The sequence below is a fragment of the Caballeronia arationis genome (assembly GCF_001544975.2).
In the GTDB taxonomy this organism is placed as follows: Bacteria; Pseudomonadota; Gammaproteobacteria; order Burkholderiales; family Burkholderiaceae; genus Caballeronia; species Caballeronia arationis.
In genome coordinates this window covers 1-24,366 of the sequence record NZ_FCOG02000089.1, presented here as the reverse complement: position 1 = coordinate 24,366, position 24,366 = coordinate 1, and the positions used below count along the sequence as shown (strand labels likewise).

The window sequence follows — 24,366 nt, the reverse complement described above, 5'->3', positions numbered from 1 at the left end:
CAGAAAACGAAAGAGGAATAAAACTCGACCTCGTCCTGCTTCACACGGTGGGGGATTTTAGGCGACCACAACTGGGGGAGTTTCAACTGACCGTCCGGGTCGAGGGCAAGTTCACGACACGCAACCTGGAGCCGCTGCACGAGGTCGGAGGTGCGCGCAAGAAGGCCTTTGGCGGCCGCTGACGCAAAGCCCATCGACGCGCCCGCGATACATGCAGCGCAGGCCTGCAACAAGAAAGCTCTTCTGTCGGTCATGGTCGTCTGCAGCTACGGCCTTCCGGCCGGTGACATCAACGTCCCGCGCGAACGGCAAGGGGTTCGGCTCGTTCGTTCGCTTGCCGTATCGCCTCGCCGTCGTCCAGATGTTCGCACACGACGTCCACGACCGATTCGGGCTGGGTTCCGACGAAGTAGTGCTGCCCCTCGGACAATACTGCCAACGTCGTCCGATCCGACAAGGCGGACCACGCGCGAAAACGGAACGCATACCCGCGCGTCAGCGGATCGTCTCGGCTGACGATGCAGAGTATCGGCGCGGCGATCTTCTCGTCTACCCGACGTCTCTCATGTTCAAAAGTCAGCTGGGCATCCCTGCGGAAATTGCCCATCATGAACGAGATGACATCCGGGTCCATCTCGTCGGTCGGACCGCCCCAGCTTTGAATCAGCGCTTGCAGCTTTCTGTCGCTGGTAAAGCTAAAGGGTGCGGGCATCGGCAGCCGGCGCAGAATCCGTGGGAGCGGAAACGCCGCCGCAACGGTAAGAAGGGCGACCTTCTTCCCCCGCCGTTCGATCTGGCGTACCAGTTCAACAGCCAGGAAACTGCCCACGCAATGGCCATACACCGCGATCTCACCGGTGTTCGTTGCGATAAGCTCGTCGGCGCAGTCTTGCGCCATCTGTTCCACCGATACATAGTCTTGCGGGTTACTGCCAAGCTCATTGCCCGGTAGCGCGATAGCGCGCACTGAGAGCGTCGGGTCACGCGAGCATAGTGCATCGGCGAAGGGCTGAAACACGGTTGCGGAAGCGCCGGCATACGGCGCGCATACGACTGTCAGACGTGTTGGCGCGGCACCGCGCGCGATCAACGGTATCAGTGTGTCAGTTGCCTGGGCTGCGCTCATATCGCGAGCAAGCAAGGCTGCGACGCCCGCGACCGTTGGCTGGCGATAAAAATCGATCTGCGCGACTTTTTTATCGAACACGCTGGCAACACGTGACAACGATGTGATTACCTTCAGCGAATGCCCGCCGAGCGCGAAGAAATCATCGTGACGTCCCACTCGCTCCACACCCAGAAGCTCCTGCCAGATCCGCGCGATCGTGATTTCCGCCTCTCCTTGCGGTCCCTCGTATTCCCTCGTCACCACCGAGGACTGATCGGGCGCCGGCAGCGCACGCCGGTCCAGTTTGCCGTTCTGCGTTAGCGGCAACGCCTCCATTTGCACGAAGGCGCTCGGCACCATGTAGTCGGCCAACACCAATAACATCTGCTCACGCAAATTCGCCGCCGTAAGCTCGGATCCGTCATGGCCCACCACGTACCCGACCAATTGCTTGTCATCCGAACTGTCTTGCCGAACGACCACCACGGCCTCGCGTACTCCCTTGCACCCCAGCAGCTTCGCTTCGATCTCGCCAAGCTCGATCCGGAAACCCCGGATCTTCACCTGATGGTCGTTACGGCCCAGGTATTCAAGCGTGCCATCGGCCAGCCAGCGGGCCAGGTCACCCGTCTTGTACATCCGCGCTTGCGAATCGCTGCTGAACGGATCCTTCACGAACCGCTGTGCTGTGAGGTCTGCACGGTTCAGGTAGCCGCGCGCCACCCCGGCGCCTCCCACGAATATCTCGCCGGTCACGCCCACAGGCACCGGCTGGCCTTGGTCGTCCAGCACGTACACACGCAGGTCCGGAATCCGCACGCCGATGGCGCTATGGCCCGAGCGCTTCGCATCCTCGGCACGCAGCGCACGGTAGGTGACATGCACCGTGGTCTCTGTGATCCCGTACATGTTCACCAGTTGCGTAGCCGCATTCTGCTCGCGTGCGTACCACGGCCGCAGGATCGCCGGTTCCAAGGCTTCGCCGCCAAAGACGACTTGCCGCAGTTGATGGGACAGAGCACTTTCGCCTTGCGCGGCGATCAACTGGCGGAACGCGCTCGGTGTCTGGTTCAGGATCGTCACGCCTTCCTCGCATAGCAAGCGGTAGAAGTCCTGCGGCGAGCGGCTCACTCGCTTGGGTACCACCACGAGCCGGCCGCCGTGCAGCAGCGCGCCCCAAATCTCCCACACCGAGAAGTCGAACGCGAACGAGTGGAACAGCGTCCAGACGTCCTTCGCTCCGAACTCGAACCACTGGGCCGCGGTGGCGAACAGCCGCGCCAGGTTGCGGTGCTCGATCATTACCCCTTTGGGTTGGCCCGTCGAGCCCGAGGTGTAGATCACGTACGCCAGGCGCTGCGGGTTGAGATCTGCTACCACCGGGTTGTGCGTCGGTTGCGCTTCGAACGCTTGAGCGTTCAGTTCGATCAGCGGGGCCGACAGTTCGCCCAGCACTTCACGCGTGCTTGCCTGCGCGAGCACCACCGCCGGCGTGCTGTCGCCCAGCATGTAGGCCAGCCGCTCGACAGGATAGCCGGGATCCAGCGGTACATACCCTGCGCCTGCCTTCAGGATCCCCAGCACCCCGATCACCATCTCGATGCCGCGTTCCACGCAGATCGCCACCCGGTCATCGGGCCGGACGCCCTCGTCGATCAGGCGATGTGCCAGCTGGTTTGCGCGGGCGTTGAGTTCTCCGTAGGTCACGCGCTCGGCTTCGAATACCACCGCCACGGCCTCCGGTGACTTCGAGACCTGCCCCTCGAACATCGCCATCACCGTGGTCTCCGGCACTTCCACCGCGGTGTCGTTCCACTTCACCAGCAATTGCTCGCGCTCGGCAAGCGGCAGCATATCGAGCGCGCGTACGGGCAAAGAAGGGCTTTGCGACAACGCCTGAGCCAAGGCGTCCAGCGTACAGTTCATGTAGCCGGCTACCCGCGAAGTATCAATCCGCGTGTCGGCCTGCACGACAAGTTCGAAATCGTCGCCAAGGTCATTTATCGAGAGCGAGAGCGGATAGTTGGTGCGTTCATCGCCGCGCAACAGCATCACCGCTCTCTCGCCGGTGTGCGCGTCGTCCCCCATGTCGGACGCCCGGCCGTGCCGGTAGTTCAGCAGCGCGCTGAACAACGGCAACGGCGCAGCCACACCGCTGCAGCGCTGCGCCAGCGCCAACGAGGCGTGCTCATGGTGCAGCAGCGTCGACAGCGACGCATGAGTTTGCCGCACGCCATCGTTGACGCTCACATCATGCAGGTTTACCCGGATCGGCAGCGTGTTGATGAACATACCGAGCACGCGGTCCGCACCCTCGCCACCCTGCATGCGGCCGAGCAGCACCGTGCCGAACACCACGTCCTCACGGCCCGACACGCGCCCCAGCACGTGCGCCCACGCGAGGTGGAACAGGCTCGCTACGCTCACGCCCAGCTTGCGCGCCTCCTCGCGCAGTTGCCGGCTCAGTCCGGCCGCGAGCACTGTTCTGAACTCCGCGATATCCGCGCCGTCGGAATGCACGTCGCTCAGGCCATATGGCAGCGTGGGCTCGTCCACATCGGCAAGCGCTTCGCGGAAGTACGCCTCGTGTTCGCCCTGGCTGATGCCCCGCCGCGCCTGCGCGACGAAGTTGCGGTACGGGAGCGGCGCGGGGAGGCGTTCGGCCTCGCCACGAAGAATCGTTTCGATCTCCTCCAGCATCAGCTCGAGCGCCGTATAGTCCATCACCATGTGGTGGCCCAGAAGCTGCAGCAGCCAGCGGCCGTTGGCCGGGTCGCGAGCCGCAAAAAGCCGCATCATCGGCGCCTGTCGCACGTCCAGCCGGTGGTGCCGTGAGTCGAACCTCTGGGACAACTGCGCCTCGATCTCGCCATCCTGCGGCGAAAGCGAGACTTCCTCCACAATCACGCGCGCCTCGCGCCACACCACTTGCACCGGCTCGGGCAGCCCTTCCCAGAGCACCGCCGTGCGCAGGATGTCGTGGCGTTCGATCGTCCGCTGCAACGCCTGCACAAAGCTCGCGAGCTGCACGCGCTCGGGCATGGCCAGCATCATGCTCTGCAGATACGGATCACCTTCGCCGCCCGATATATGGTGAAACAGCATCCCCTCGTGGAGGGGTGCAAGCGGATAAATGTCCTGCACGTTGCGCGCACCGCCCTCGACCTGCGCCACGACCGCCTCGATCTGCTGCTCGTTCAGCGTCACGAGCGGCAGCATCTCCGGCGTGATGACCTCGCACCCGGCGGGAATGCGGTTCGGCGGCACCGCCACCGTGTTGCGCACGCTTTCCCCCGCAGCCGCCATTGCAGCTACGCTCGGCTGACTGAACAACACCCGCACATCGGACTGCACGCCCGCCTGACGCATCCGTTCGATCAGCGTCACCGCCAGCAACGAATGACCGCCCAGCTCGAAGAAGTTGTCGTGCCGGCCCACGCGCACGCGTCCCAGCACGTCGGCCCAGAGCGCCGCGATCAGCGTTTCCGTGTCGCCCACCGGCGCCTCGTAGCCACGGCGGGCAAACGCGCCGTCGTCGGGCGCCGGCAATGCGCGCCGGTCCAGCTTGCCGTTCGGCGTGAGCGGCAGCGCCTCCAGCATCACGTACGCCGCCGGCACCATGTACTCTGGCAACGTCCGCACCAGATGCGCCCGTAAATGCTGGTTCTGCGGCGCTTCCTTCCCTTCGTTCAGCGTGTAATACGCCACGAGTTGTCTGTCGGCGCCGCTGGTCTCGCGTGCCAGCACCACTGCCTCGCGGATTGCTTCATGCGCCGCGAGCCGCGCCTCGATTTCGCCGAGCTCGATGCGAAAGCCCCGGATCTTGACTTGGTTGTCGTTGCGGCCAAGGAACTCCAGGTTGCCGTCGGATAGCCAGCGGGCGAGGTCGCCTGTGCGATACATGAGCGCGCCGGGCAACTTGCTGAAGCTATCCTCGACGAAGCGTCCGGCGGTCAACTCCGGTCGATTCAGGTACCCGCGCGCGACGCCGGCACCGCCGATGTGCAGTTCCCCGACGGAACCGGGGGGCACGAGCTGGCCGTACGCATCGAGCAGGTAAATCTGCGTGCTGGCGAGCGGTCGACCGATCGGCACATTTTTACCGTCAAATCCGTCTGGCCTGCACCACGCCGTTGCGCAGACAGTGGTCTCGGTTGGGCCGTAGGCATTGAAGACTTTGATGTCGGATTGCGCAGTGCGCATCAGCGACGCACCCGGCGACTCTCCGCCCAGAACAAGTACCTGAAGCCTGGGGAGCAGAGCCAGTGAATTCTGTCCCTGCAGCAGCGCCGGTGGCAGTTGTGCATGGGTGATGGCGTGCCGGCGCATGAATTCGATCAGCGAAGTCGCCGCGAGGCAGTCGTCACGGGCCGGAAGATGAAGCGCGGCGCCCGCACCCAGGGTCATGAACACGTCCGCCACGCTTACGTCGAAACCGGTCGAAACGAACTGGACAACGCGGCTCTCCGGACGAACACCATAGAGCCCGATCTGCGCTTCGGCGAGATTGACGATATTGCGATGTTCAACCATTACGCCCTTGGGCGTGCCAGTGGATCCGGATGTGTAGATCACATAGGCGAGGTTGCGGGGACCGAGCCCCGGAACCTGTGGGTCGTGATCGGTCTGGGTGTCATCGAACGCCTCGGGTTCGAGCACCGGCAGAGCACCCGTGTCACCTAGAGCCTCGCGCCCGGCGGTATCGGCGATGAGCAGCACCGGAGCCGAGTCACGGAGCATGTGGGCCAGCCGCTCGCCGGGATACGCCGGATCGAGCGGCACATAGGCGGCGCCCGCCTTAAGAATGGCCAGCAGCGCGACCACCAAGTCCGGGCGACGCTCCATGCACAACGCCACGCGCGCTTCGGGACCGACGCCCAGAGCGATCAACTGATGAGCTAGCCGGTTGGCCCGTACATTGAGCTGCGCATAGGTGAGCGACTCGTCTTTGAAGACGAGCGCGGTCGCATCGGGCGTGCACGCGACCTGTCGCTCGACCAGTTGATGGATGCAGCGCTCCTGGGGGACGGGGGCAGTCGTGTCATTCCATTTCTCGAGCAGCATGCGCTCACCGGGCAGCAGCAGTGGGAGCGCATGCAAAGGGGCGTCAGGCTGTGCGATTGCGTGCTCCAGAAACTGCGTGAACCGCCGCAAATGCGTCCGAACTGCTTCGGAGCTATACAGTGCCGCGCTGGCATCGAACACCAGTCTCAACCCCGCTTCCTCCCCCTCGTCGTGCACGTGCAACGTGAGGTCATCCGGGGTGACTGAAAAGGTACGAGTTGAAGCGATCCGACAGTCCGTGAAGGCGATTGCACTGTTGAAGCCGGGCATGATATTCACAATCGGCCCGAACAGTCGCTGACCTATTTCGAGTCGTTCCAGATCTCGCCGGATATCCTTGATCCGATAGCGTTGATGACGCAAAACGCGCAGGCTCTGGACGGAAACCTGCTTGGCCAAGTCAATCATGCTTGACTGTGGATCGACAGGCACCCGAAGCGGCAGGACATTGGACATCATGCCTGGCACCTTCTTGGCCGTTCGTCCGACCCGGGCGGTGACGGGAATTCCCAGGACTACTTCTTCAGGTTGACCACTGACGCGCGCCAGATAAGCGGCCATCACAGCGGTGATGAACTGCGACCACGAGGTGCCATTTTGTTGGGCGACCTGGCGCAGTGACGCTACGGTTTCTGGCAACAGGCTAGCCTTCGCTTCAACTGTCGTAGCCTCAGGTGACGGGTTCTCCACGTCCCCGGCGAGGATGGGGGGTTCAGAGCAATCCGCCAGATACTCGCGCCAGAACTGCTGGTCCTTTTGAAAGGCACTGGACTCGCGATAAGCCTCATCATCCGCGACTGAATCGGTTAATCGGCTCCAGCTGGACTGAGCAGGTTGGGATCCGCCTTTCAACGCCGAATAGACTTCCGCAAGCCGCTCGATGAAGAGAAGAAAGGAATAGCCGTCAAACACGAGGTGATGAAAGCACAGAAATAAAAAGAATCGGTCAAAAGCAGTCCGCAGCAGTGCTATGTTGAACAATGGCCACTGATTCAGGTCAATCGCGGTGGAGCGTTTATCCTCTACGTAGTCCTCTACCGCTTTTAGCGGATCCGCGGCGTCGCTGACATCGAACACTGGAAGCTTGAAATCGACCGTCCCCAGTATCTGATGCGGCAACCCATCCGTGCCGTGCAGCCGAATCTGTACTGAGTCAGCCTCCGCGATGGTCTGCCGCAAAGCCGACTCCAATACGTCAATATCAAGTGGCCCCGAAATTTCGGTGAGGTGGGCCAGGTTGAATCGGGGATCCTGCAGATCGACTTGCTGTCGAAAGAAGATGCCTAATTGGGCGGGTGTAAGAGGGAGACTGAGCATGGATTTACTCAATAAATGATATCGACCAAAGAACCTGAAGCGTTGTCTTTTTATTAAGCGCTCTGTGCGATCGTTGTTCAGGCGATGAATGAACATGGTCAAACCGGTACGCAGCGACGCAGGCCAATGAAAGCCAGGACCGAACGAACTCGTGTAGATGAACTCAGGTTACGCGTTGAAAATTAGGATCCGGTTAGCGTGAGGGACGCCCGGCAAGTCAGACCGTATCGACCCTGACTGAATCCTTTATAGACGAGACCGTAGCTTGTATGAAACTCTCGATCGCCAAGCTGTCGCCGTACGATCCAATTTCGGCTCGTCAACCGCGAGCGGCAGCGTCCCTAACAGGCCCGTTGGCGTGTAGTGGGACGCAACTTCGCGCGTCAAGTTCAGGTTCGGCGGCAGCCACGCCATCAACAGGGTCGATTCGCTGAGCGCGGCCGCGAATTACTTCGCGCCGTTGATCCTGGCCGACTCAGTGAGCGGCGGAATCACGTGGCATGCGTTGAAGAAGTGGGGACGTGTCGGCCGTTACGAATACGACTGGTTCGTTCCGGTACTCGCCCCCGAAACCGACGATGGCTTGTGCTCAAGAATCAACACAGATCTCAACCGACCAATTTCAATGTGGGGTCGGGCAAACGCATGACGAGGGCAGGATGACACGCCGCCCCAAGCGAGAATGACTTCGTTTTTTTTAAGGTTGTGTCACTGCGATTTGCCCGTCGATCCGAAACCGGTCGAGGAACTGAAACCGCGCCGTACCCTCTTCCGCGCCAGCCTGAATCACGGCGCCGATCCGCATCGTCTGGCTTCCCGCGCCGGCATAGCGCGGCCACTGCGGCAGGCCGGGCCCGTTGGGATCGCCGGCACGGGCGAAGTTCGCCCAGTAAGTCTGCATCGCGTCCGATACGGCGAGGTCCTGACTGCCCGCGCTCACACCGCTCTTCGCCGGCAGGTTGCCGAAGACGTATTGCACGTCGGTCGCGTGCGTCGCGACGGCGTTATACGGCGACGTCTGCTCGAAGTGATAGACGTACACCGGCCCGTGCCCGGTCTTCTGCTGTTGCGTCACCCATCCCCAGGTCTGGTACTTGATCACCTGGTCGCCAATCAGCGCGGGCGCCGAACGCGCCGCCTCCTCGGGTGAGCCGGCCGGATACGCCTGCAGGAACAACGGAAGATTCGCCGCCCCGAACTCTTGCGTGGCCGCATCGGTAAAAGCCTGCACGGTCTGGTGCGGCAACGCGCGGCCGAAGAACGCGAGGCCTTCATCCGAATTCCAGCCAGCGAGCAGCGGGACGTCGTTCTGGCGCCCATGCATGAACCGGACGTAGGGATTCTCGGGCAACACGTAGCCGTCGACGACCGGCGAATAATTCGTGAGTCCCGGGTCGGTCGCGAAGGTCCAGTTGGTCGCGGTCTCCAGTTGCAATGCCGGAACCTCGCGCAGCTTGTCGATGGTCGTAGCGTTGAACTGGTTGCCGAGCGCGACGCCCATCGCCTGAGCGTCGGCATAGGGCTTCATCCCGCCGTGCTCGCTCTCCCAGAACGCACCGCTTTCGCCGATGGCCTTCTGAAACAGACCCGTCGCCAGGGGCGACGCCATCAGCAGTCCGATCGCGTGCGCTCCCGCCGATTCGCCGAACACGGTCACGTTAGCCGGATCGCCGCCGAATGACGCGATGTTGGCCTTCACCCACCTGAGCGCCGCGATCTGGTCCTGGATGCCATACATGCCAGACTTGTGGCCACCGGACTCGGCGTCGAGATCGGGCCGCGAGAGATGCCCGAACACGCCGAGCCGATAGTTCAGCGTCACCACGACCACGCCCTTCTTCGCAAGCGACGTGCCATCGAGCGCGTTGTCTGAGCCGGTACCGAACTGGAAGCCTCCGCCGTGAATCCAGACCATGACCGGAAGCCTCGCGCCGCGCGTCCTGGCGCCGCTCCACACGTTCAGGAACAGGCAGTCTTCGCTGACATTGGCGGTCGCGATGGGGCCGCCGAACGCCGCAGCCGCCCAGCATTTCGCGCCGAAACTCGTCGCATCGCGTGTGCCGCTCCATGAGGCGGCGGGCTGCGGCTCCTTCCATCGCAGATTGCCCACCGGCGCAGCCGCATACGGAATGCCCTTGAAGCTCACGATGCCCGACGCATCGGCGGGATTGCCGCTCAGGCTGCCCGACGCGACGCTCACGTGATTGTCGAGCGGTTGCGACGAGGTATCCGGCGTGGAGTCGTTCCCTCCACAGCCGCTCGCCATGCCGGCAGCGATCAACAGTGCGCCTGCGGTGCGAATTCTGTGATTCGACGATGAGTTCATTTGTCTCCTCCTTGTTGGTATCTTCAAACGGTCAGAACGCGTGCCGGATGCCCGCCATCACGCCGAGCTGGCCGACGCCCGCGTTAGGCGTCGTTCCGGGTCCGCCCTGGCTCAGCGTGTAGCGCGCCTTCGCACTGTTGAACACGTAGCCGCTTTGCAAATACACGCCCGTGCGCTTCGAAAGCAGATATGTGCCGCGCAATGCGGTGATCGTCGCGCGCGTGTCCTGGTCCGTGTCGATCGTGCGGTACACGCCACCATCGACTACCACCGTTGGCGTCACGTAGTACGTGCCCGTGAGATAGAAGATGTTCGTGCGCACATCGGCGAGCGTCGGCGACACCGTCTCCACGCGACGTCCGAGCCAGCCGCCGCCGACCTTCAACTGGCCGAACTTGAAGTAGCCGTTCAGTTGCGTGCGCGCGTCCTTGTCGCCGCTGTTGGTCAGCGGGATCGGCGCGATGCCGTTGAAGATATTGGCGGCGGCGCCCGGCCCGCCGCGTTGCTCGTCGTACGATGCCGCGATGCCGAACGCGCTCGCGTCATAGCGCAAGAGCGCCGACCACTGACGGCACGCGTTCGAGTCTCCCGGGATCGAACCGGCGCAAGTGCCTTGCCCGGGCGAGTTGTCGGTGCCGGCGGAATCGCGACCGAACGAATAGGTGCCGCCGACCGTGACGCCGCTGAACGTGCCCTTGTACGCGACGGTGTTGTCGCTGCGGGCGTTGGGAATGTAGGCGTCGATCGAACCGACGCCGCCGTAGATGTCCGGCCCGAGTTGATCGGCATCGACGATGGCCCAGTACGACATCGTGTACTGACGCCCGAAGGTCAGATTGCCGTAGCGGCTCGACACGCCCACCCACGCCTGACGCCCGAACAGACGGCCGCCTTGATTGATGTCGCCGGAACGCGTATTGAAGCCGTTTTCGAGCGTGAAGATCGCCGCATAGCCGCCGCCGAGATCCTCTGTGCCGCGCAGCCCCCAGCGCGACGGCACCGAACCGGTAATGCCCGGCATGCGGATGACCTTGTCGTCCGTCGGACCCGCATGGGTCACGAGCTCGATGCCGGTATCGAGAATCCCGTACAGCGTGACGCTGCTTTGCGCTTGAGCGGCGCCGCTGAACGCGAGCACGGCCGCTGCCGCCATCATCTTGTGTTTCATGTCTCCAATCCCATTGTCTAGTTATGTTTTACGGCCGGTCTTCGGTTGTCACGCCTCCGTGTTGTGAACGAAGTTGTCCGGGACCGGCGGTCCCCACAGATACAGCGAGTCTTCCGGCGCGAAATCGCCCGCCGGCCAGGGGTAGCCCGCCGAGACGAAGTCGATGTCAGCCGAGTACTCGCAGAACGAGCCCCATGGGTCTTCGACGTAGTGGAAGTAGTTCGAACCCAGCACGTGGCGGCCTGTGCCCCAGCCCTTGCTGAAACCGGCCGCGGCCATCTGAGCCGCGCCCTCGCCCACGCGATTGATGTCGTCGACATCCCACGCGGCGTGATGCCAGCCGCGAGCGCCGCTCTTGGCGAACGCGACGAGGTGATGGTCGCTGCCGTGCGGCGCGTGCGTGAATGCGATGAGGTCGCGCGATTTGTCGGAGAGGCGAAGGCCCAGCGCCTCCCCGTAGAAATCGAGTGCGCGCAGCACGTCGGGCGAGAACAGCAGCACATGCGAAAGCCTGCGCGGCCTCACCTGCTTCACTTCGGATCGGGTGCGGTTACCCCGCTTGTTGGCTGCCGTTCCTTCGACCGCGAGCGGCGTCTTCGACGACGGACTCGTCTTCGCTCCCGCCTTGACCTGAATCAGGTTGCCGTCGGGATCGTGAAACCAGAAGCCCGCGTTGTCGCCGACGAGATGCCCCGCGACGAACGTCGCGCCCGCCGATCTCACCTGCGAGCGAATTGCAGCGAGATCGTCTGCGAAGCAATTGAAGCTCAGATAAGCAAGCGACTTGCTCGCCGCCGGCAGGATGCGCGCCCAGCGCCAGCCATCGGTGGCACGCAGCTCAAGCTCGCTCGCATGCGCGCCCGCGCGCGCGACGTCGAGTCCAAAGGCGGCGAAGAAGCGCTCAGCATCGGCGAGCGAGGGCACGTTGAGCGCGAAGTGATCGATAGAATGAACGCTCGCGCGCGGCGATGTCGTGCTGGAACCTGTCATGACTGCCTCCATGCTTTCGTAAGCGCCGGCGTCATCGGCGCGGCCGCTCGTCGGCGATGACATTGCGCAGCGTGCCCATTCCTTCGACACTCACTTCGCACACGTCGCCCTGCTTCATCAGCAGCCTCGGGGTGCGCGCCCAGCCGATGCCCGATGGCGTGCCCGACACGATCACATCACCAGGCTCCAGCGTGATCGCCTCGCTGATGATGCTGATGAGCGACGCGACATCGAAGACCATCTCGTCGGTATTCGCGGACTGCACCACTTCGCCGTTGACGCGCGTTTCCAGCAGCAGGCCTTTGACGCCTGCCGGAAGCTCGTCTGGCGTGATGAGGTCCGGGCCGAATGCGCCGGTCGCATCGAAGTTCTTGCCGACCGTCCATTGCGGCGTCTTGAACTGGTACTCGCGCACGGAGCCGTCGTTGAAGAGCGAATAGCCAGCCACATGCGAGAGCGCATCTTCCTTCGCGATATGACGCCCGCCCTTGCCGATCACGACCGCGATCTCGCCTTCGAAGTCGAGACCTTCGGAGTCGGTCACGCTCGGGCGGATCATCGGTTGATCGTGGGCGACGAGACTCGTATTCACGCGGAGGAACAGCGTCGGGTAAGCGGGCTGCTCGAAGTTGCTTTCCTTCGTGTGGTCGGCGAAGTTCAGGCCCACGCAAAGGATCTTCGGCGGACGCTGCAACGGCGGCAGCAACTGAAGATCCGTCATCGGCAACTTCTCCTCGCTCGCGTGGCTGCGCGCCCATTGAACGAGATCGACGCCGCGCGCCAGTACGGATTCGATCGGCTCCGTGCCGAGCACGCGCACATCGTTTCCATCGCGCACGCCGAGCGTTGCGCGTCCTTCCTTCATGAAATTCACGAACCGCATGTCCTTGTCCTTTTAAAAAGATTGATATGTCTGCCGCAGGGCATCACGCCTGCGACGCGCTCCGTCCGCGATACACCCAGCCGTTCGCGAGCATCGCGAGGCCTGCAACGACGACCGGTGCCGCGAACATCACGAACGCCGCCGTCACCGAGTGAAATGCCACGAGCAGCAGGCCGCCCGTCATCGATCCGATGATCGAGCCGATGCGTCCCACGCCGAGCGCCCAGCTCACGCCGGTGGCACGCGCTGCCGTCGTATAGAAGCCGGCGACCAGCACGTTCGCGCCGGTCTGGGCACCCGAAAGCCCGAGCCCCGCCATGAAGACGGTCAGGTAGACCCAGACCGGCTCGTTGATGGAGAAGCCGATGAACGCGATGGAGATCGCCGCGATCGCATACGACCCGGCCAGCACGAAGAACGGATTCATGCGGTCCATCAGGCGCGCGTTGACGAGGGAGCCGATCGTGCCGCCGAGCGGCAGCATCGCGCCGACGCGTGCCGCATGCGACGCGTCGATGCCCGCGCCGGTGATGACGGTCGGCAGCCAGCTACTGATCTGGTAATAGACCCAGAGCGTGCAGAAGAACGCGAGCCAGAGCAGCAGCGTGCCGGTCCGATAGCGAGCGCTGAAGAGCGTGCCGACCGCGCTTTCACGGACAGCGCCGCGCTTTGCGTCTTCGGGCACGACGGCGTCGAACGGGGTGTTCGCGTCACCCGTCAGGCGCTCGATCACGCGGCGCGCCTCCTTCGCATAGCGAGGCTTGCCGGCCATGAAGCGAAGCGATTCGGGCAGCCAGAGCCAGATCACCGGCGCGAGCAGCAGCGGAAACAGGCCGCCGAAGACGAACACGCCCTGCCATCCGAAGGTCGGGATCAACAGCGACGCGACTGCACCGCCGCCCGCGAGCCCGAGCGTGAAGCCGCAGAACATCAGCGTGACGAGGATCGCGCGACTGCGGGGCGGGCTGAACTCGGACGAAAGCGTGATCGAGTTGGGCATCGCGCCGCCGAGGCCCGCACCCGTGAGAAAGCGCAGCACGATGAGCCACCCGGCCGAGGGCGTGTAGGCGCAAGCGAGGCTGCCGACGCCGAACAGCACGAGCGAGATCGTGATGACGCGCTTGCGGCCGATGCGATCCGCGAGCGGTCCGAAAAGAAAGCTGCCGACGGTCAGGCCGAACAAGCCCGCGCCGAAGATCGGGCCGAGTTGCGCGGGCGCGAGCGACCACGCCGATTTCAGCAGCGGCGCGACATAGCCGACCGAGGCGACATCGAAACCGTCCGCCGCAACGACGAGGAAGCAAAGGACCAGTGTGAGCACTTGCAGCGGCGAGGTCTTCGAATCGTCGACGATGCGCTGCGGTGCAACGGCTTGAACGTGCATGGTGTTGTCTCCAGTGGATGCGTTCGCTTTGGGCGCGAAACTATTTCGGTATGGCTAGTGCTCGGTCAGCGCAGTCGTGACTTCCTCGTGCCGATACCCGGTTGTTCGCAGTACCGCCGCCTCGAATCCGGCGTCGAGCGCGTTGCCGCGCCAGGCGACGTGCTGGTCCGGGCGAATCAGCACGAAGGCGGCCTTGTAGGCTTGCGCGACAGCGGGTTCATCGATGCGTACGACAGCGAGTTGAGGAAGCGCGCGCGCGGCACGCTGGAGTATTTGATCGTCGATACGCACGTCGGAGGCCTTCGTGCAGAGCAAGGTGAAGCCCTGGCCGAAACGGTCGTAGAGCGAGCGGCCGTCGGCAAGCCACACGTGCGGCGCACGATGTCCGGCTCTCGCGGTCGGAAGATAGAGGTTGGCGGAATCGGGCGGCGGCGAGCCGGCTTCCGCTTCGACGAGCGGCGATGCTTCGTACCGCGTGCCGAGGTGAACGCCCGGGATCACGAATTCGGCGGTGGCATGAAAGGCGAGGTAGTCGCCGACCGCGGCACGCGCCGCATCGCCCGCCGCACCCGGCTCGTAGGCGGCGACCGGAAGCTGGACATGGCCGATGCTGTCGGCGAAGCCCCGGGCAAACGCCGTGTTGCGCAACGCGGCCGGCCGTCGCTCCGCTTCGTAGCTCGCACCGAGCGCTTCGCCCGCGACGTCCTTGACCATCGCTTCGAGCTTCCACGCGAGGTTCGCCGCATCGTCGATACCGGTGTTGTAGCCGAGGCCGCCTGTCGGCGTGAAAAGATGCGCGGCATCGCCGGCGAGGAAGACGCGTCCCGCCGAGAACCGGTCGGCGACCAGCGCGAAGCCCGCGGTCCAAGTCGAACTGCTCTTGACCTCGAAGGGAATGTCGGCGCCGATCGCCTCGGCGATGCGCCGCCGCACGCTGTCTGCGTCGGGCGCTTCGCCATCGCGCATCTGCACGTTCATGATGAAGTGGCCCGCGCCGTCGACCGCGATGATCAGCGCTCGTTGCGTCGGGCTGAAAGTCCAGTATTGCCATGCGGGACGCCGACCGCTCACACGATAGATATCCGGCGCGTAGAAATAGACGGCGTCCATCTGCCCGCCCATGAATTCGCGCTTCTCGCCGGCCACCCCGTCGAGGCGAATGCCAAGCGACTTGCGCACGAAACTGCGCGGACCGTCGCAGCCGATCAGATAGCGCGCGGTAACGGTGCGGGTCTGCGCGGCGCGTGTCGCGGTCGCATCGAGTTCGACGGTCGCGCTGACCGACTCGTCACCTTGCGAAACTTCGACGACACGCGACGCGAAGTGAACCTGGCATGCGGCGTTGCCTTGCGCCGCGTCGAGCAGCACCGGCTCGACGTACAGCTGCGAGCATCGATGCGGCGGCTCTGGCGTCGGCCACGTGAACGCGTGGCCCTTGGCCCATTCGATCGCATCGCGCGACGTTGGCTGATCGAGCCGCGCGAGTTCGTGACCGGCGATCGACGTGAAGTACGCGACGTCTGGCGCATAGTCCGGCGGCAAGCCAAGCGCGCGGATCTTCGACGCTATGCCGATGCGTCGAAAGTGCTCCATGGTCCGCGCGCTGTTGGCGTTGGCGGCCGGATGCCGGCTCGTCCCGCTTTTCGCATCGAACAGCTCGACGCTGACTCCGCGTTGTCCAAGCTCGGCGGCAAGGAACAGCCCAACCGGACCTCCGCCTACGATGATTACGTCGCAATCCAGCACTGCCGTCTCCTGTTTGTTTTTGAATCTGGATGCGAAGTTAAACGCGTTGCCTCTATAAATCTATACAATGGATTTCATATCCATAATGAATCGAGTTCATACATGGCGACGCCCGATCTGAACTTCATGTACGTCCTTCAGGCGCTCGACGAGGAGCGGAGCGTGTCCCGCGCTGCCGACCGTCTTGGACTGACTCAACCCGCCGTCAGTCATGCCCTAGGGAAACTCCGTACGCTGTTTCAGGACGATTTGTTCGTTCGCGCGGGTTCGGTGATGGCGCCGACGCCCGTGGGCGAGCGCCTCGTTGAAGGCGTCGCGCATGTGCTGGCGGCGGTGCAGGAGCAAATCTGGAGCGCAAAGGCCTTCGACGCGTCAAGCACCACGCGGGCCTTCTCCGTGTGCCTGAGCGACATGGGCGTGATAGTGTTGCTGCCGCGACTGCTCGCAACGCTGCGCAAGCGCGCGCCGAACGCGACGCTTAAGCCGATACAACTGCCGTCGCTGGAACTTGCGAGCGCGCTGCAGGACGGTGCGCTGGATCTCGCGATCGGCTATCTGGGCAAGATGGGAGAGAACCTGCATCAGCAACCGCTCTTTCGGCGGTCGCTTGTCGGCATCGTGAAGGGAGGCGCGACGCGCAAGAAAGTGCGGATGACGCTCGATGAGTTCGTCGAGCGCAAGCACGTCGTCGCGGGCACGCTCGCGCTCACGAACCAGTTGCTCGAGAAAGAGTTGCGCCGTCATGGCGCGAAGCTGAAAGTCGGCATCGACGTGCCGTATCTTCTGGCGGTTCCGAGCCTCGTCGCCACGTCCGATTTCATCGCAGCCGTGCCCGATGAACTCGCCGACCTGTTCTCGCGGCTTGCGGATGTCGATGTGTTTCCGTTGCCGATCCAGCTTCCCGATCTGACCGTTCAGCAGTTCTGGCACGCACGGCATCACAACGATGCAGGACACAGGTGGTTCAGAGGGCTTGTCGCTGAAACGCTTGCGCAAAGTTCGGCACGGATGCCGGTCGCAAAGGAAGCGCAGTCAGCGCCCGGAGTTGGCTGAACTTGCGCCGTCCACAGTCGTACTTGATCCGAACGCGGAACTGGGCTCGATTGCAGCGCATGCCCTGCTCAGTTTGCCGCATCGGCATCCGAGTGCTGATGCCGGCCAGGCTGAGGTTTTTTATGAGGGGCGCGCAACGCACGGGTTTTTACGGCATCGTATGCGACATTTAAAATGGACTGATGCCTGACATGCCCCCGTCGACTGCAAGGTCGGTGCCGGTCATATACCGCGATGCATCCGATGCAAGAAAAAGGATCGCCGCAGCAATTTCGGCTGGCTCGGCCGGCCGCTTCATCGGAATCACATTCGACCATTGCAACAACTGCGCTTCGGACATTCCCAAGGTATCGAAGATCGGCGTATTCGCAACTCCCGGTGAAATGCTGTTGACGCGTATGTCGAGATCGACGAATTCCGCTGCAAAGCTCTTTGCGAGCGAAACCACAGCTGCCTTCGACGCACAATATGCGGAGAAATTCTTCGTGCCTTGATTGGCCGCAAGCGACGCAACGAGGATTATCGATGCAGGTCGGGCGAGAAACGGCAGCGCTTCGCGCACAGTCGAGTACACTCCGCCGACATTGATGTTGAGAACTTCGGAAAACTGCTCCACCGACGTCTCGCGCACCGGCGTTTGCCGGGAAATACCAGCGTTGGCGACCACCACGCTGACATTGCATTGGAAATGGCCAACTGCGGTCTGATACAGCCGTTGCATGTCGTCCGTGCTTGCGGCGTTCGCAACGACAGGCAACGCATTCTCGCCGAGCTTCTCCGCGGCCCGTTGCAGTTTTTCCGCGTTACGTCCACTGATCACCACGCGCGCGCCTTCGGATACGAATCGTTCGGCGACTGCGAAGCCTATGCCACTGCCGCCGCCTGTCACTACTGCCAGAGCATGCTTCAACAGCATCGTCTCATCCCCGCACGTTGACGACTAATGCGCGGCCTGCTCGGATCGCGCGCGTCGTATGGCCTGTACCCTGCAGATCACCCGCGACGAAAACCGCGCCTGCTGCAAACCGTTGCGCGGCGTCACCCCCCTGCACGGTGATTTCAAGCTCCCCTTCGAGCACGACTACATATTGCCTGGATGGCGGATTATGCCAACCGAGGAAATAGTCACTCTCGAACTCGTGCACGAGCACGCTTTCGCATGGCTGCGGCGACGATAACGACACGGCAACGCCATTGAACGACACGGGACTAACTTCAAACGCGTGAATGGTCCTGAATTCAGAGTGTCCGGCGAGGCTGGTGTATATCTCGATGCATTCCATCGTTACTCCTTTTGCCGCTCAACGGAGAGTCCGATCTATTCAGCAATGCGCAGACAATTTCCCAATACGATCAATAACTCGGCGCTCGATTCAGCGTTCGTGATAGATCGCAAGCCAGACAGTTTGCTCTTCGGCATGCGTCCACGCGACGCGATGCCGGCAATGCGGCCCGATAAGCACGTAGTCGCCGGGACGCATCTCGTGCAGTGTCGACTCTTCTTCGAACTCGAGCGCGGCCGCGCCCGACAGCAGTACAACCCATTCGGCGCGCGAGTCGTCGTACCAGAACCCTTCGGGACTCGCGTGCCCCATCGACACGATCCGCTCCACGTTCAGGCGCTGCCCCGTGATGAGCATGTCGATCCGCTCTTCGCCGCCGGGCTTCGCTTCGAAGCTGAACAATCAACCGTCACTTCATAAGCGCAGGAACGTCTGGCCGCGTCGGGAGCAGTTCGCTGGTCGCCGGTTATGTGCGGATTGCAACCTGTTGCGTCGCGTACGGCGCGCATCGTCATGATGTCGATGAACACAAGCAAACTGCGCATACGCGAAGGCCAGCGAACGAAATCCGATCGGCACACGGCTCACAGAATATCGTAGCACGCGATGGCGCCGGCGCAACTTTCCGATATTGCACAAGACTTCGTAGAGCCGACTGCCCGATGTCGGAAGCAAACGAACCATTGCAGTGACCGCGCTTTGAATCAACCTCGATCGCGATAAGTGGCCCCGAAAAAATGCACCTCCAGCTTGCGTGCGGTACATTGATTTCCTGGCGCGTATCCAATCGCCAATCGGAGAGAACCCCGCATGCGCTCCTCGGCCCCACACCATCGTAGCGTTGCGCCGGTTCGTGTGGCCCAGTGTCTCATCGTTCTTTTCGCCGTAGGAAGCGCGGCATCGGTTATTGCGCAGTCCAGCCGGGACATGATCGGCGCCGCGCGTCTCGGTTCAGGCTATTCGCAGATTCTCAGCTTGACCGCGACCCCAGACATCAGTTCCGCCCACCTCGACGTCTCAGATGGTGCCGTTCCGCAATCGTTCACCGTCACCCGGATCCCTTACGAGGGCAGTTTGCTCACGTTTTCGGATCGAAACAGTATTGGCTGGCGCGTTTCCGGCGGTTACTTTCGCGAAAAGGACGAGTTCCCGGTCAGCGGGCCGAACGGCGCGGCGGGCAGCATCGCAAGCAAGTGGTCGGCCTTCAGCGCGACGGGCGGCCTGTTCTTGAAAAGCAAACTGGGCTATGGATTCACATTCGAGCCAGGCCTGGATCTTAGCGTGGCCAGGTTGCTCAATGACGCTTTGTATGCGGGCGCGGCGACTAGCCTGAAACCTGTCACAGATGGGCCGCTATTCAACTGGCACGAAAATGCATGGCTGATCACGCCGAACGCCGCGCTCGAATGGACGACGAGCATGGCACCAGCGCAGACGCTGACCATTCGCGGGCATATTGCGTGGTCGTGGGTCTCCAGCTTTGACGAGTCTGATCCGCTACTGCGATTCAGGGAAACGGCCGGTTCATGGTCGATCCGGTCGGCTTACTCGGCGCCGACTGGTGCTCAGCTATTTGCGCGTTCGTTGAACTACGTTGTCAATGCGGGCTACGGCGGATTTTTCGGGCCCAATCGCGGTGCCCTCGGGTTTTCAACGTTGGCGAACATCGGGGGCGGATTCGAACTTCCCCTTTCGAGAGAAAACACACAGTCGAAACGTCTACGGGCGGGAGCAGCGTATCTATTCGGCCCCCACGTCAACGGGTGGACAGTCAGCGTGGGCCTAAGGTATTGATCGGTCGAGCGTGCTCCATTGTGGCCACCCTCAAGGACGAATTGAAGACACGGGTGCTGAACCTTAAGCCGTCGTGCAGGCCAACCTCACACCTCGCTACGCTTCAACAAATAATCCAGCCCGCCCACCCGATACCACCGATACCCATAAGGCTCCAGCACGACCGCATGACGCCCCGACGCATCGGCGTGGCTGTGTTCGTCGGAGAGCAAATTCACCAGCGTACCGTTGTCCTCGGCCACCGGCCCGACGCGGAACTTCACCGTACAGGCCGCCGCGCTGAAGTTGTGCAGGCAGACGACCGAATTGTTGCGCCAGTCGTAGCGCAGTGCGAGCACGTCCTCGCGCGAGGCGCGCAGTATCGCGAAGTCGCCCCAGCCGATCTCGGGCACTTCCTTGCGCATGCGGATCATCCGCTCCATCCAGTTGAGCAGCGAGTTCGGATCGCGCCGCTGGGCCGCCACGTTCACGCGCTCGAACCCATAAGGACCGCCCGATATTACGCGCGATACCGGCCGCCCGTGCTTCGTGAATCCGCCGTGCGGCTCGGTCGACCATTGCATCGGCGTGCGCGCGCATTCGCGTTCGGGCAGACGCAGGTCGTCTCCCATGCCGATTTCGTCGCCGTAGCGTACGACGGGTGTTCCCGGCAGCGTCAGCATCAGGCTGTAGCCGAGTTCCAGTCGATGCCGGTCGCCGTCGAGCATCGGCGCGAGGCGTCGCCTGATGCCGCGCTCGTAGAGTTGCATGCCGGGCTCGGGGCCGAACGCGGCAAAGACGGTCTCGCGCTGCTGAGGCGAGAGGCGCCCGAGATCCAGTTCGTCGTGATTGCGCAGGAACACGCCCCACTGGGCCGTGGCCGCGCGCGATCGGGTCGCGAGCAGCGCCTTCTTGAGCGGACCGGCATCGGCGCTCGCGAGTGCATAGAAGGTCGTCTGGTTGACCTGGAAGTTGAACATCATCTGCAGCCGCTCGCCCGCGTCGCCGAAATACTGCATGTCGGTGTTGGGCAGCACGTTCGCCTCGGCGAGGATGATCGCGTCGCCCTCGCGCCATTGCAGGAACTCGCGGAACGTGCGCAGCATGTCGTACTGCTCGACGGGCTGCTTCACCTGCGGCCCCTTGGTCGCGATGACGAACGGCACCGCGTCCATGCGAAACCCCGACACGCCGAGCTGGATCCAGAAGCCCATGATCTTGAGCAACTCGGCCTGCACGTATGGGTTTGCGGTGTTCAGATCGGGCTGGAAATCATAGAAGCGGTGGAAGTACCACAGCCGCGCTTCCTTGTCGTAGGTCCACGTGGACTTCTGCACGCCCGGGAACACAACGCCGTCCTCGGCGTTCGCGGGCTTTTTCTTCGACCACACGTACCAGTCCCGGTATTTCGACTGCGGATCGCGTCGCGCCTCCCGGAACCACGGATGCTGGTCCGACGTGTGATTCACGACGAGATCGATCATCACGCGCAGGCCGCGCTGGCGGCAGGCGTGGGTGAACTCCGTGAAGTCGCCGAGCGTGCCGTAGCGCGGATCGACGTTGTAGTAGTCGGAGATGTCGTAGCCGTTGTCGCGGCAGGGCGACGGCTGGAACGGCATGAGCCAGATCGTCGTGATGCCGAGGCCCTGCAGGTAGTCGAGCCGTCGAACGAGGCCCTGGAAATCGCCGGTGCCGTCGCCGTTCGCATCCATGAACGTGCCGACGGAGAGGCAATAGACGATCGCGTTCTTGTACCAGAGGTCGTTGACCATGCGCTGTTGACGAAGCCCGGTTTGCGATGCGATGGGCGGCCGCGCCGGCACGCCGCGCGGCGCGGGGACCGATCAAGTAGCCGCCCGACTCCGCGTTCGACAATCGATATGAAGCGGAAGACGGCACGCTCGTCACGCCGGACCGGCGGCGCCCTCTCGTCGCGCAGACACTCGTCAAGCCTGTGCGATCAATTACCGATCGATGGAATATTGCCCGAAGAATCGCACGATCTCCGTGGTCGCGTGTGGACCGCGAGCATCGGTGTGGGTACCGGCGGCGCTGCCTCCCGACCATGCATGACCGAGCCCGTGGACGATCCACTGCTCGCCGCTGGGAATCCCATCGCGATCGTGAAACACATGGCGCGTGTAGCCGTGGCCATTCTCTTCGTTCCCGATGTGCGTCAACCCGGCTGGCTGCCTGTCGTCGAGCACGCCGGACAGCAGTCGGCTCATGGAAACGATCTGATCGCTGTTACGCGGGTGCACGGTGTCATCTGCATCGCCATGAAAGACGATCAGTGGCACTGCGCGCGCCCGGATGCCATCGGAAGATAGTCCGGGCAGGTCGCCCTTCCCCATGCCGTCGTTCATTGCGCAAAGCGCCGACAGCGGCTCGTCGGCCACACCGAACGCGACGCCCGAATGAATCGCGGCCGCCGCGTAGAGGTCGGGATGCGTCACGGCGAGATTGACGGCCATCGCACCGCCCGCGGACAGACCCGCGACATAGACGCGAGCGTCATCGACGTTGCATATCGCCGTGACCTCGCGCGTCAGGGCGGCAATCATCGCAGTTTCGCCCGATTCCCGCTCCCGGTCTGCAGGCCAGAACCAGTTCCAGCACTTGAACGGATTGGCGCCCTCCGACTGTTCCGGATAAACGACGATATAGCCCTGCGCTTCGGCGGTAGCGTTCATCTCCGTGCCTGCGGCGAAGTCGTCCGGGTCCTGCTGCGCGCCGTGGAGCATGACGATCATCGGCATCGGTTCGCCGTTGTAGCTGCTCGGCACATAGAGCTTGAAGTAAAGCGTACCTTCGCCGTGCTCGAAGCGACTGCTCGACCAATTAGGTTTGCCCGCTTCCGGAATCAGCCGCCCGACGGATGATGCAGCCGTGTCCGACTGCGGGCTTGCCGTAGTACGGCGAAGCGCAGCGTCAGTCTTGCTTGCTGTTTCCGGCGCGGCGCTTGCACCCGCCGTCTGCGGATCGATGAAAAACTGGGCAGCGAGCCCTACCGGTCCGAGTGCGATCAGCGACCAGAGTGTGTCGCGAGTCGAGGCAAACGCGTCGAAGGGGTCCATGGGTTTTCCTTAGTCGTGTCGAGCACAATAAAAAGCCCGCCTGAAGCGGGCTTCGAACAACAGTGATGCACCAGGCCAAACGTTCAGGATCAACGCTTCGAGCTGGCTTTGGCAGGACGTAGTGCGGCTTCGGATGCCTCGGCGCTTTCGTCGATCAAAGCTTGACCGGCCTCTTCGCTCGCGTCGAGGACAACCTCGGCCGGCTCGATGGCGACATCCGCCGATGCCGAAGTGATATTCGACAGAAGCGCGATGGGCCCCTGGGGCATCGATTCAAATACACCCTTTATGCCAAAGCCGTATTTTTCGTACTGGCCGCGCGCTTCATTCAGGATATCGGCTTCGGTGGCACGGACAATCTTGAAATAATGCCGGGTATAGGCCGCGGTTTTTTCCGGAATCTCTGCAAGCAACGTCGATTGCCAGCTCAGAAAATCGCCGGGTTTCGCTTTCGAACCCGCCTTCAGAACGGAAGTACTTTCCTCAAACACTGTCTTGACTGTCTGCACGTTCAATTCGGCGAGTTGTTGGAAACCGCTCGCCAAACGCTTCGTCACGTTCACAAAACTGTGGAAGTTTGCTGTGGCAACCGAAGATGCCTGCTGGGGGGAATAAGGAAACATTGACCGCTCCAAAAAAGGATTCGCTGTGGCCCGGTAAATTCCGTGCCTGAAATTTGCTGCGCTGCACCAATGAGCCCATCATACGGGAGTCTCGTCGGGCGTCAAGTACGCATTTCGGCGAACCCGGCCAGGGCGGCGCTCAAATTGCGACTGCCAATCAGGCACTACGGGCAAAAGAAGTCGAAGAACGCTTCGATCTGCAAAATTGGCGCGGCGCGATCGGAGCAGCGCGCCGTGGACGCCTGGATTGGGTTGACAGCCGTCATGGACCGTCGTTATTGGTTAGCGGTTGCTCGCCTGCACCCGCCACGCCAGTAAGCGCGATGCGAGGCGAGCTGCCTGTTGCTTCCAGTACTCGCCATTGCCGGCCTGGCTGTTGTCGCTACTCCCGCAGCAGGAAGTCGCGCACGAGGGGAGCCACTTCGCTCGTCCGCGTGACGAGAAAGAGGTGACCGTCCTCGACAACGTGAAGCGTCGCCTGACGGATACGGGAAGCGAGAATCTTCGCGTTGACGAGCGGCACGATGGGGTCGTCGTCACCGTGCATGACGAGCGTTGGCTGGCGCAGGCA

17 protein-coding genes are annotated in these 24,366 nt (G+C 62.7%); 3 read left to right on the top strand and 14 right to left on the bottom strand.

All coding sequences use genetic code 11. The annotated features are described in order from the left end of the window. A partial coding sequence (locus AWB81_RS45910; protein WP_159938961.1) for a hypothetical protein occupies window positions 1-182 on the top strand: 182 nt, incomplete at its 5' end. Window positions 183-289: 107 nt separating this feature from the next. Here AWB81_RS45910 and AWB81_RS30870 read toward each other — a convergent pair. From AWB81_RS30870 to AWB81_RS30840, 7 genes are all read right to left on the bottom strand, one after another. Continuing rightward, window positions 290-7,585, bottom strand: a complete 7,296-nt coding sequence (locus AWB81_RS30870) for a non-ribosomal peptide synthetase (protein ID WP_087135305.1) — start codon at window positions 7,583-7,585, stop codon at window positions 290-292. Between the two features lie 601 nt (window positions 7,586-8,186). Continuing rightward, the gene (locus AWB81_RS30865) at window positions 8,187-9,815 is read right to left on the bottom strand and encodes a carboxylesterase/lipase family protein (RefSeq protein WP_200822580.1); all 1,629 of its coding nucleotides are present in this window, start codon (window positions 9,813-9,815) and stop codon (window positions 8,187-8,189) included. A 31-nt stretch (window positions 9,816-9,846) separates the two neighbouring features. After that, window positions 9,847-10,983, bottom strand: coding sequence for a porin (locus tag AWB81_RS30860; protein WP_062640726.1), 1,137 nt, complete (start codon window positions 10,981-10,983; stop codon window positions 9,847-9,849). 48 nt (window positions 10,984-11,031) lie between these two features. After that, the gene (locus AWB81_RS30855) at window positions 11,032-11,973 is read right to left on the bottom strand and encodes a VOC family protein (protein ID WP_062640730.1); all 942 of its coding nucleotides are present in this window, start codon (window positions 11,971-11,973) and stop codon (window positions 11,032-11,034) included. A 31-nt stretch (window positions 11,974-12,004) separates the two neighbouring features. After that, window positions 12,005-12,856: a fumarylacetoacetate hydrolase family protein gene (locus AWB81_RS30850; protein ID WP_062640724.1), complete on the bottom strand. Its 852-nt coding sequence runs from the start codon at window positions 12,854-12,856 to the stop codon at window positions 12,005-12,007. A gap of 43 nt (window positions 12,857-12,899) precedes the next feature. After that, complete coding sequence (locus AWB81_RS30845; protein ID WP_062640722.1) at window positions 12,900-14,240, bottom strand: MFS transporter; 1,341 nt, start codon at window positions 14,238-14,240, stop codon at window positions 12,900-12,902. Window positions 14,241-14,294: 54 nt separating this feature from the next. Further along, window positions 14,295-15,986: an FAD-dependent monooxygenase gene (locus AWB81_RS30840; RefSeq protein WP_062640720.1), complete on the bottom strand. Its 1,692-nt coding sequence runs from the start codon at window positions 15,984-15,986 to the stop codon at window positions 14,295-14,297. Window positions 15,987-16,088: 102 nt separating this feature from the next. On the opposite strand from AWB81_RS30840, the gene AWB81_RS30835 reads away from it, so the two are divergent. Continuing rightward, window positions 16,089-17,039: a LysR family transcriptional regulator gene (locus tag AWB81_RS30835; protein WP_062640717.1), complete on the top strand. Its 951-nt coding sequence runs from the start codon at window positions 16,089-16,091 to the stop codon at window positions 17,037-17,039. 169 nt (window positions 17,040-17,208) lie between these two features. Here AWB81_RS30835 and AWB81_RS30830 read toward each other — a convergent pair whose 3' ends face one another. From AWB81_RS30830 to AWB81_RS30820, 3 genes are all read right to left on the bottom strand, one after another. Next, window positions 17,209-17,955 (bottom strand): SDR family NAD(P)-dependent oxidoreductase, encoded by a 747-nt coding sequence (locus AWB81_RS30830; RefSeq protein ID WP_062640711.1) that lies wholly within the window; start codon window positions 17,953-17,955, stop codon window positions 17,209-17,211. 4 nt (window positions 17,956-17,959) lie between these two features. Further along, window positions 17,960-18,322 carry a cupin domain-containing protein gene (locus AWB81_RS30825; protein ID WP_062640709.1) on the bottom strand — a complete coding sequence of 121 codons (363 nt, stop codon included), beginning with the start codon at window positions 18,320-18,322 and terminating at the stop codon, window positions 17,960-17,962. Window positions 18,323-18,412: 90 nt separating this feature from the next. Then, complete coding sequence (locus tag AWB81_RS30820) at window positions 18,413-18,679, bottom strand: cupin domain-containing protein (RefSeq protein ID WP_374730527.1); 267 nt, start codon at window positions 18,677-18,679, stop codon at window positions 18,413-18,415. 570 nt (window positions 18,680-19,249) lie between these two features. Here AWB81_RS30820 and AWB81_RS30815 point away from each other — a divergent pair. After that, a complete protein-coding gene (locus AWB81_RS30815; protein ID WP_144444215.1) occupies window positions 19,250-20,116 on the top strand; it encodes a Solitary outer membrane autotransporter beta-barrel domain in 867 nt (288 codons plus the stop codon). 86 nt (window positions 20,117-20,202) lie between these two features. Here AWB81_RS30815 and AWB81_RS30810 read toward each other — a convergent pair whose 3' ends face one another. The 4 genes from AWB81_RS30810 to AWB81_RS30795 all read right to left on the bottom strand — a co-directional run. Continuing rightward, entirely contained in the window at window positions 20,203-21,867 is a 1,665-nt protein-coding gene (locus AWB81_RS30810; protein ID WP_062640703.1) for an alpha-amylase family protein, read from the bottom strand. Window positions 21,868-22,059: 192 nt separating this feature from the next. Next, the gene (locus AWB81_RS30805; RefSeq protein WP_062640701.1) at window positions 22,060-23,172 is read right to left on the bottom strand and encodes an extracellular catalytic domain type 1 short-chain-length polyhydroxyalkanoate depolymerase; all 1,113 of its coding nucleotides are present in this window, start codon (window positions 23,170-23,172) and stop codon (window positions 22,060-22,062) included. A gap of 89 nt (window positions 23,173-23,261) precedes the next feature. Continuing rightward, a complete protein-coding gene (gene phaP, locus AWB81_RS30800; RefSeq protein ID WP_087135304.1) occupies window positions 23,262-23,795 on the bottom strand; it encodes a TIGR01841 family phasin in 534 nt (177 codons plus the stop codon). A 382-nt stretch (window positions 23,796-24,177) separates the two neighbouring features. After that, the coding region (locus AWB81_RS30795; protein ID WP_200822579.1) for an alpha/beta hydrolase at window positions 24,178-24,366 on the bottom strand (189 nt) is incomplete at its 5' end.

Excerpts from the sequence above, each read along its gene's own strand:
- AWB81_RS30870 (WP_087135305.1), bottom strand. The coding sequence starts at position 7,585 with ATGTTCATTCATCGCCTGAACAACGATCGCACAGAGCGCTTAATAAAA.
- AWB81_RS30805 (WP_062640701.1), bottom strand. The coding sequence starts at position 23,172 with ATGGACCCCTTCGACGCGTTTGCCTCGACTCGCGACACACTCTGGTCG.
- AWB81_RS30825 (WP_062640709.1), bottom strand. The coding sequence starts at position 18,322 with ATGGAATGCATCGAGATATACACCAGCCTCGCCGGACACTCTGAATTC.
- AWB81_RS30830 (WP_062640711.1), bottom strand. The coding sequence starts at position 17,955 with ATGCTGTTGAAGCATGCTCTGGCAGTAGTGACAGGCGGCGGCAGTGGC.
- AWB81_RS30820 (WP_374730527.1), bottom strand. The coding sequence starts at position 18,679 with ATGCTCATCACGGGGCAGCGCCTGAACGTGGAGCGGATCGTGTCGATG.
- AWB81_RS30835 (WP_062640717.1), top strand. The coding sequence starts at position 16,089 with ATGGCGACGCCCGATCTGAACTTCATGTACGTCCTTCAGGCGCTCGAC.
- AWB81_RS30860 (WP_062640726.1), bottom strand. The coding sequence starts at position 10,983 with ATGAAACACAAGATGATGGCGGCAGCGGCCGTGCTCGCGTTCAGCGGC.
- AWB81_RS30855 (WP_062640730.1), bottom strand. The coding sequence starts at position 11,973 with ATGACAGGTTCCAGCACGACATCGCCGCGCGCGAGCGTTCATTCTATC.
- phaP (WP_087135304.1), bottom strand. The coding sequence starts at position 23,795 with ATGTTTCCTTATTCCCCCCAGCAGGCATCTTCGGTTGCCACAGCAAAC.
- AWB81_RS30810 (WP_062640703.1), bottom strand. The coding sequence starts at position 21,867 with ATGGTCAACGACCTCTGGTACAAGAACGCGATCGTCTATTGCCTCTCC.
- AWB81_RS30815 (WP_144444215.1), top strand. The coding sequence starts at position 19,250 with ATGATCGGCGCCGCGCGTCTCGGTTCAGGCTATTCGCAGATTCTCAGC.
- AWB81_RS30845 (WP_062640722.1), bottom strand. The coding sequence starts at position 14,240 with ATGCACGTTCAAGCCGTTGCACCGCAGCGCATCGTCGACGATTCGAAG.
- AWB81_RS30865 (WP_200822580.1), bottom strand. The coding sequence starts at position 9,815 with ATGAACTCATCGTCGAATCACAGAATTCGCACCGCAGGCGCACTGTTG.
- AWB81_RS30850 (WP_062640724.1), bottom strand. The coding sequence starts at position 12,856 with ATGCGGTTCGTGAATTTCATGAAGGAAGGACGCGCAACGCTCGGCGTG.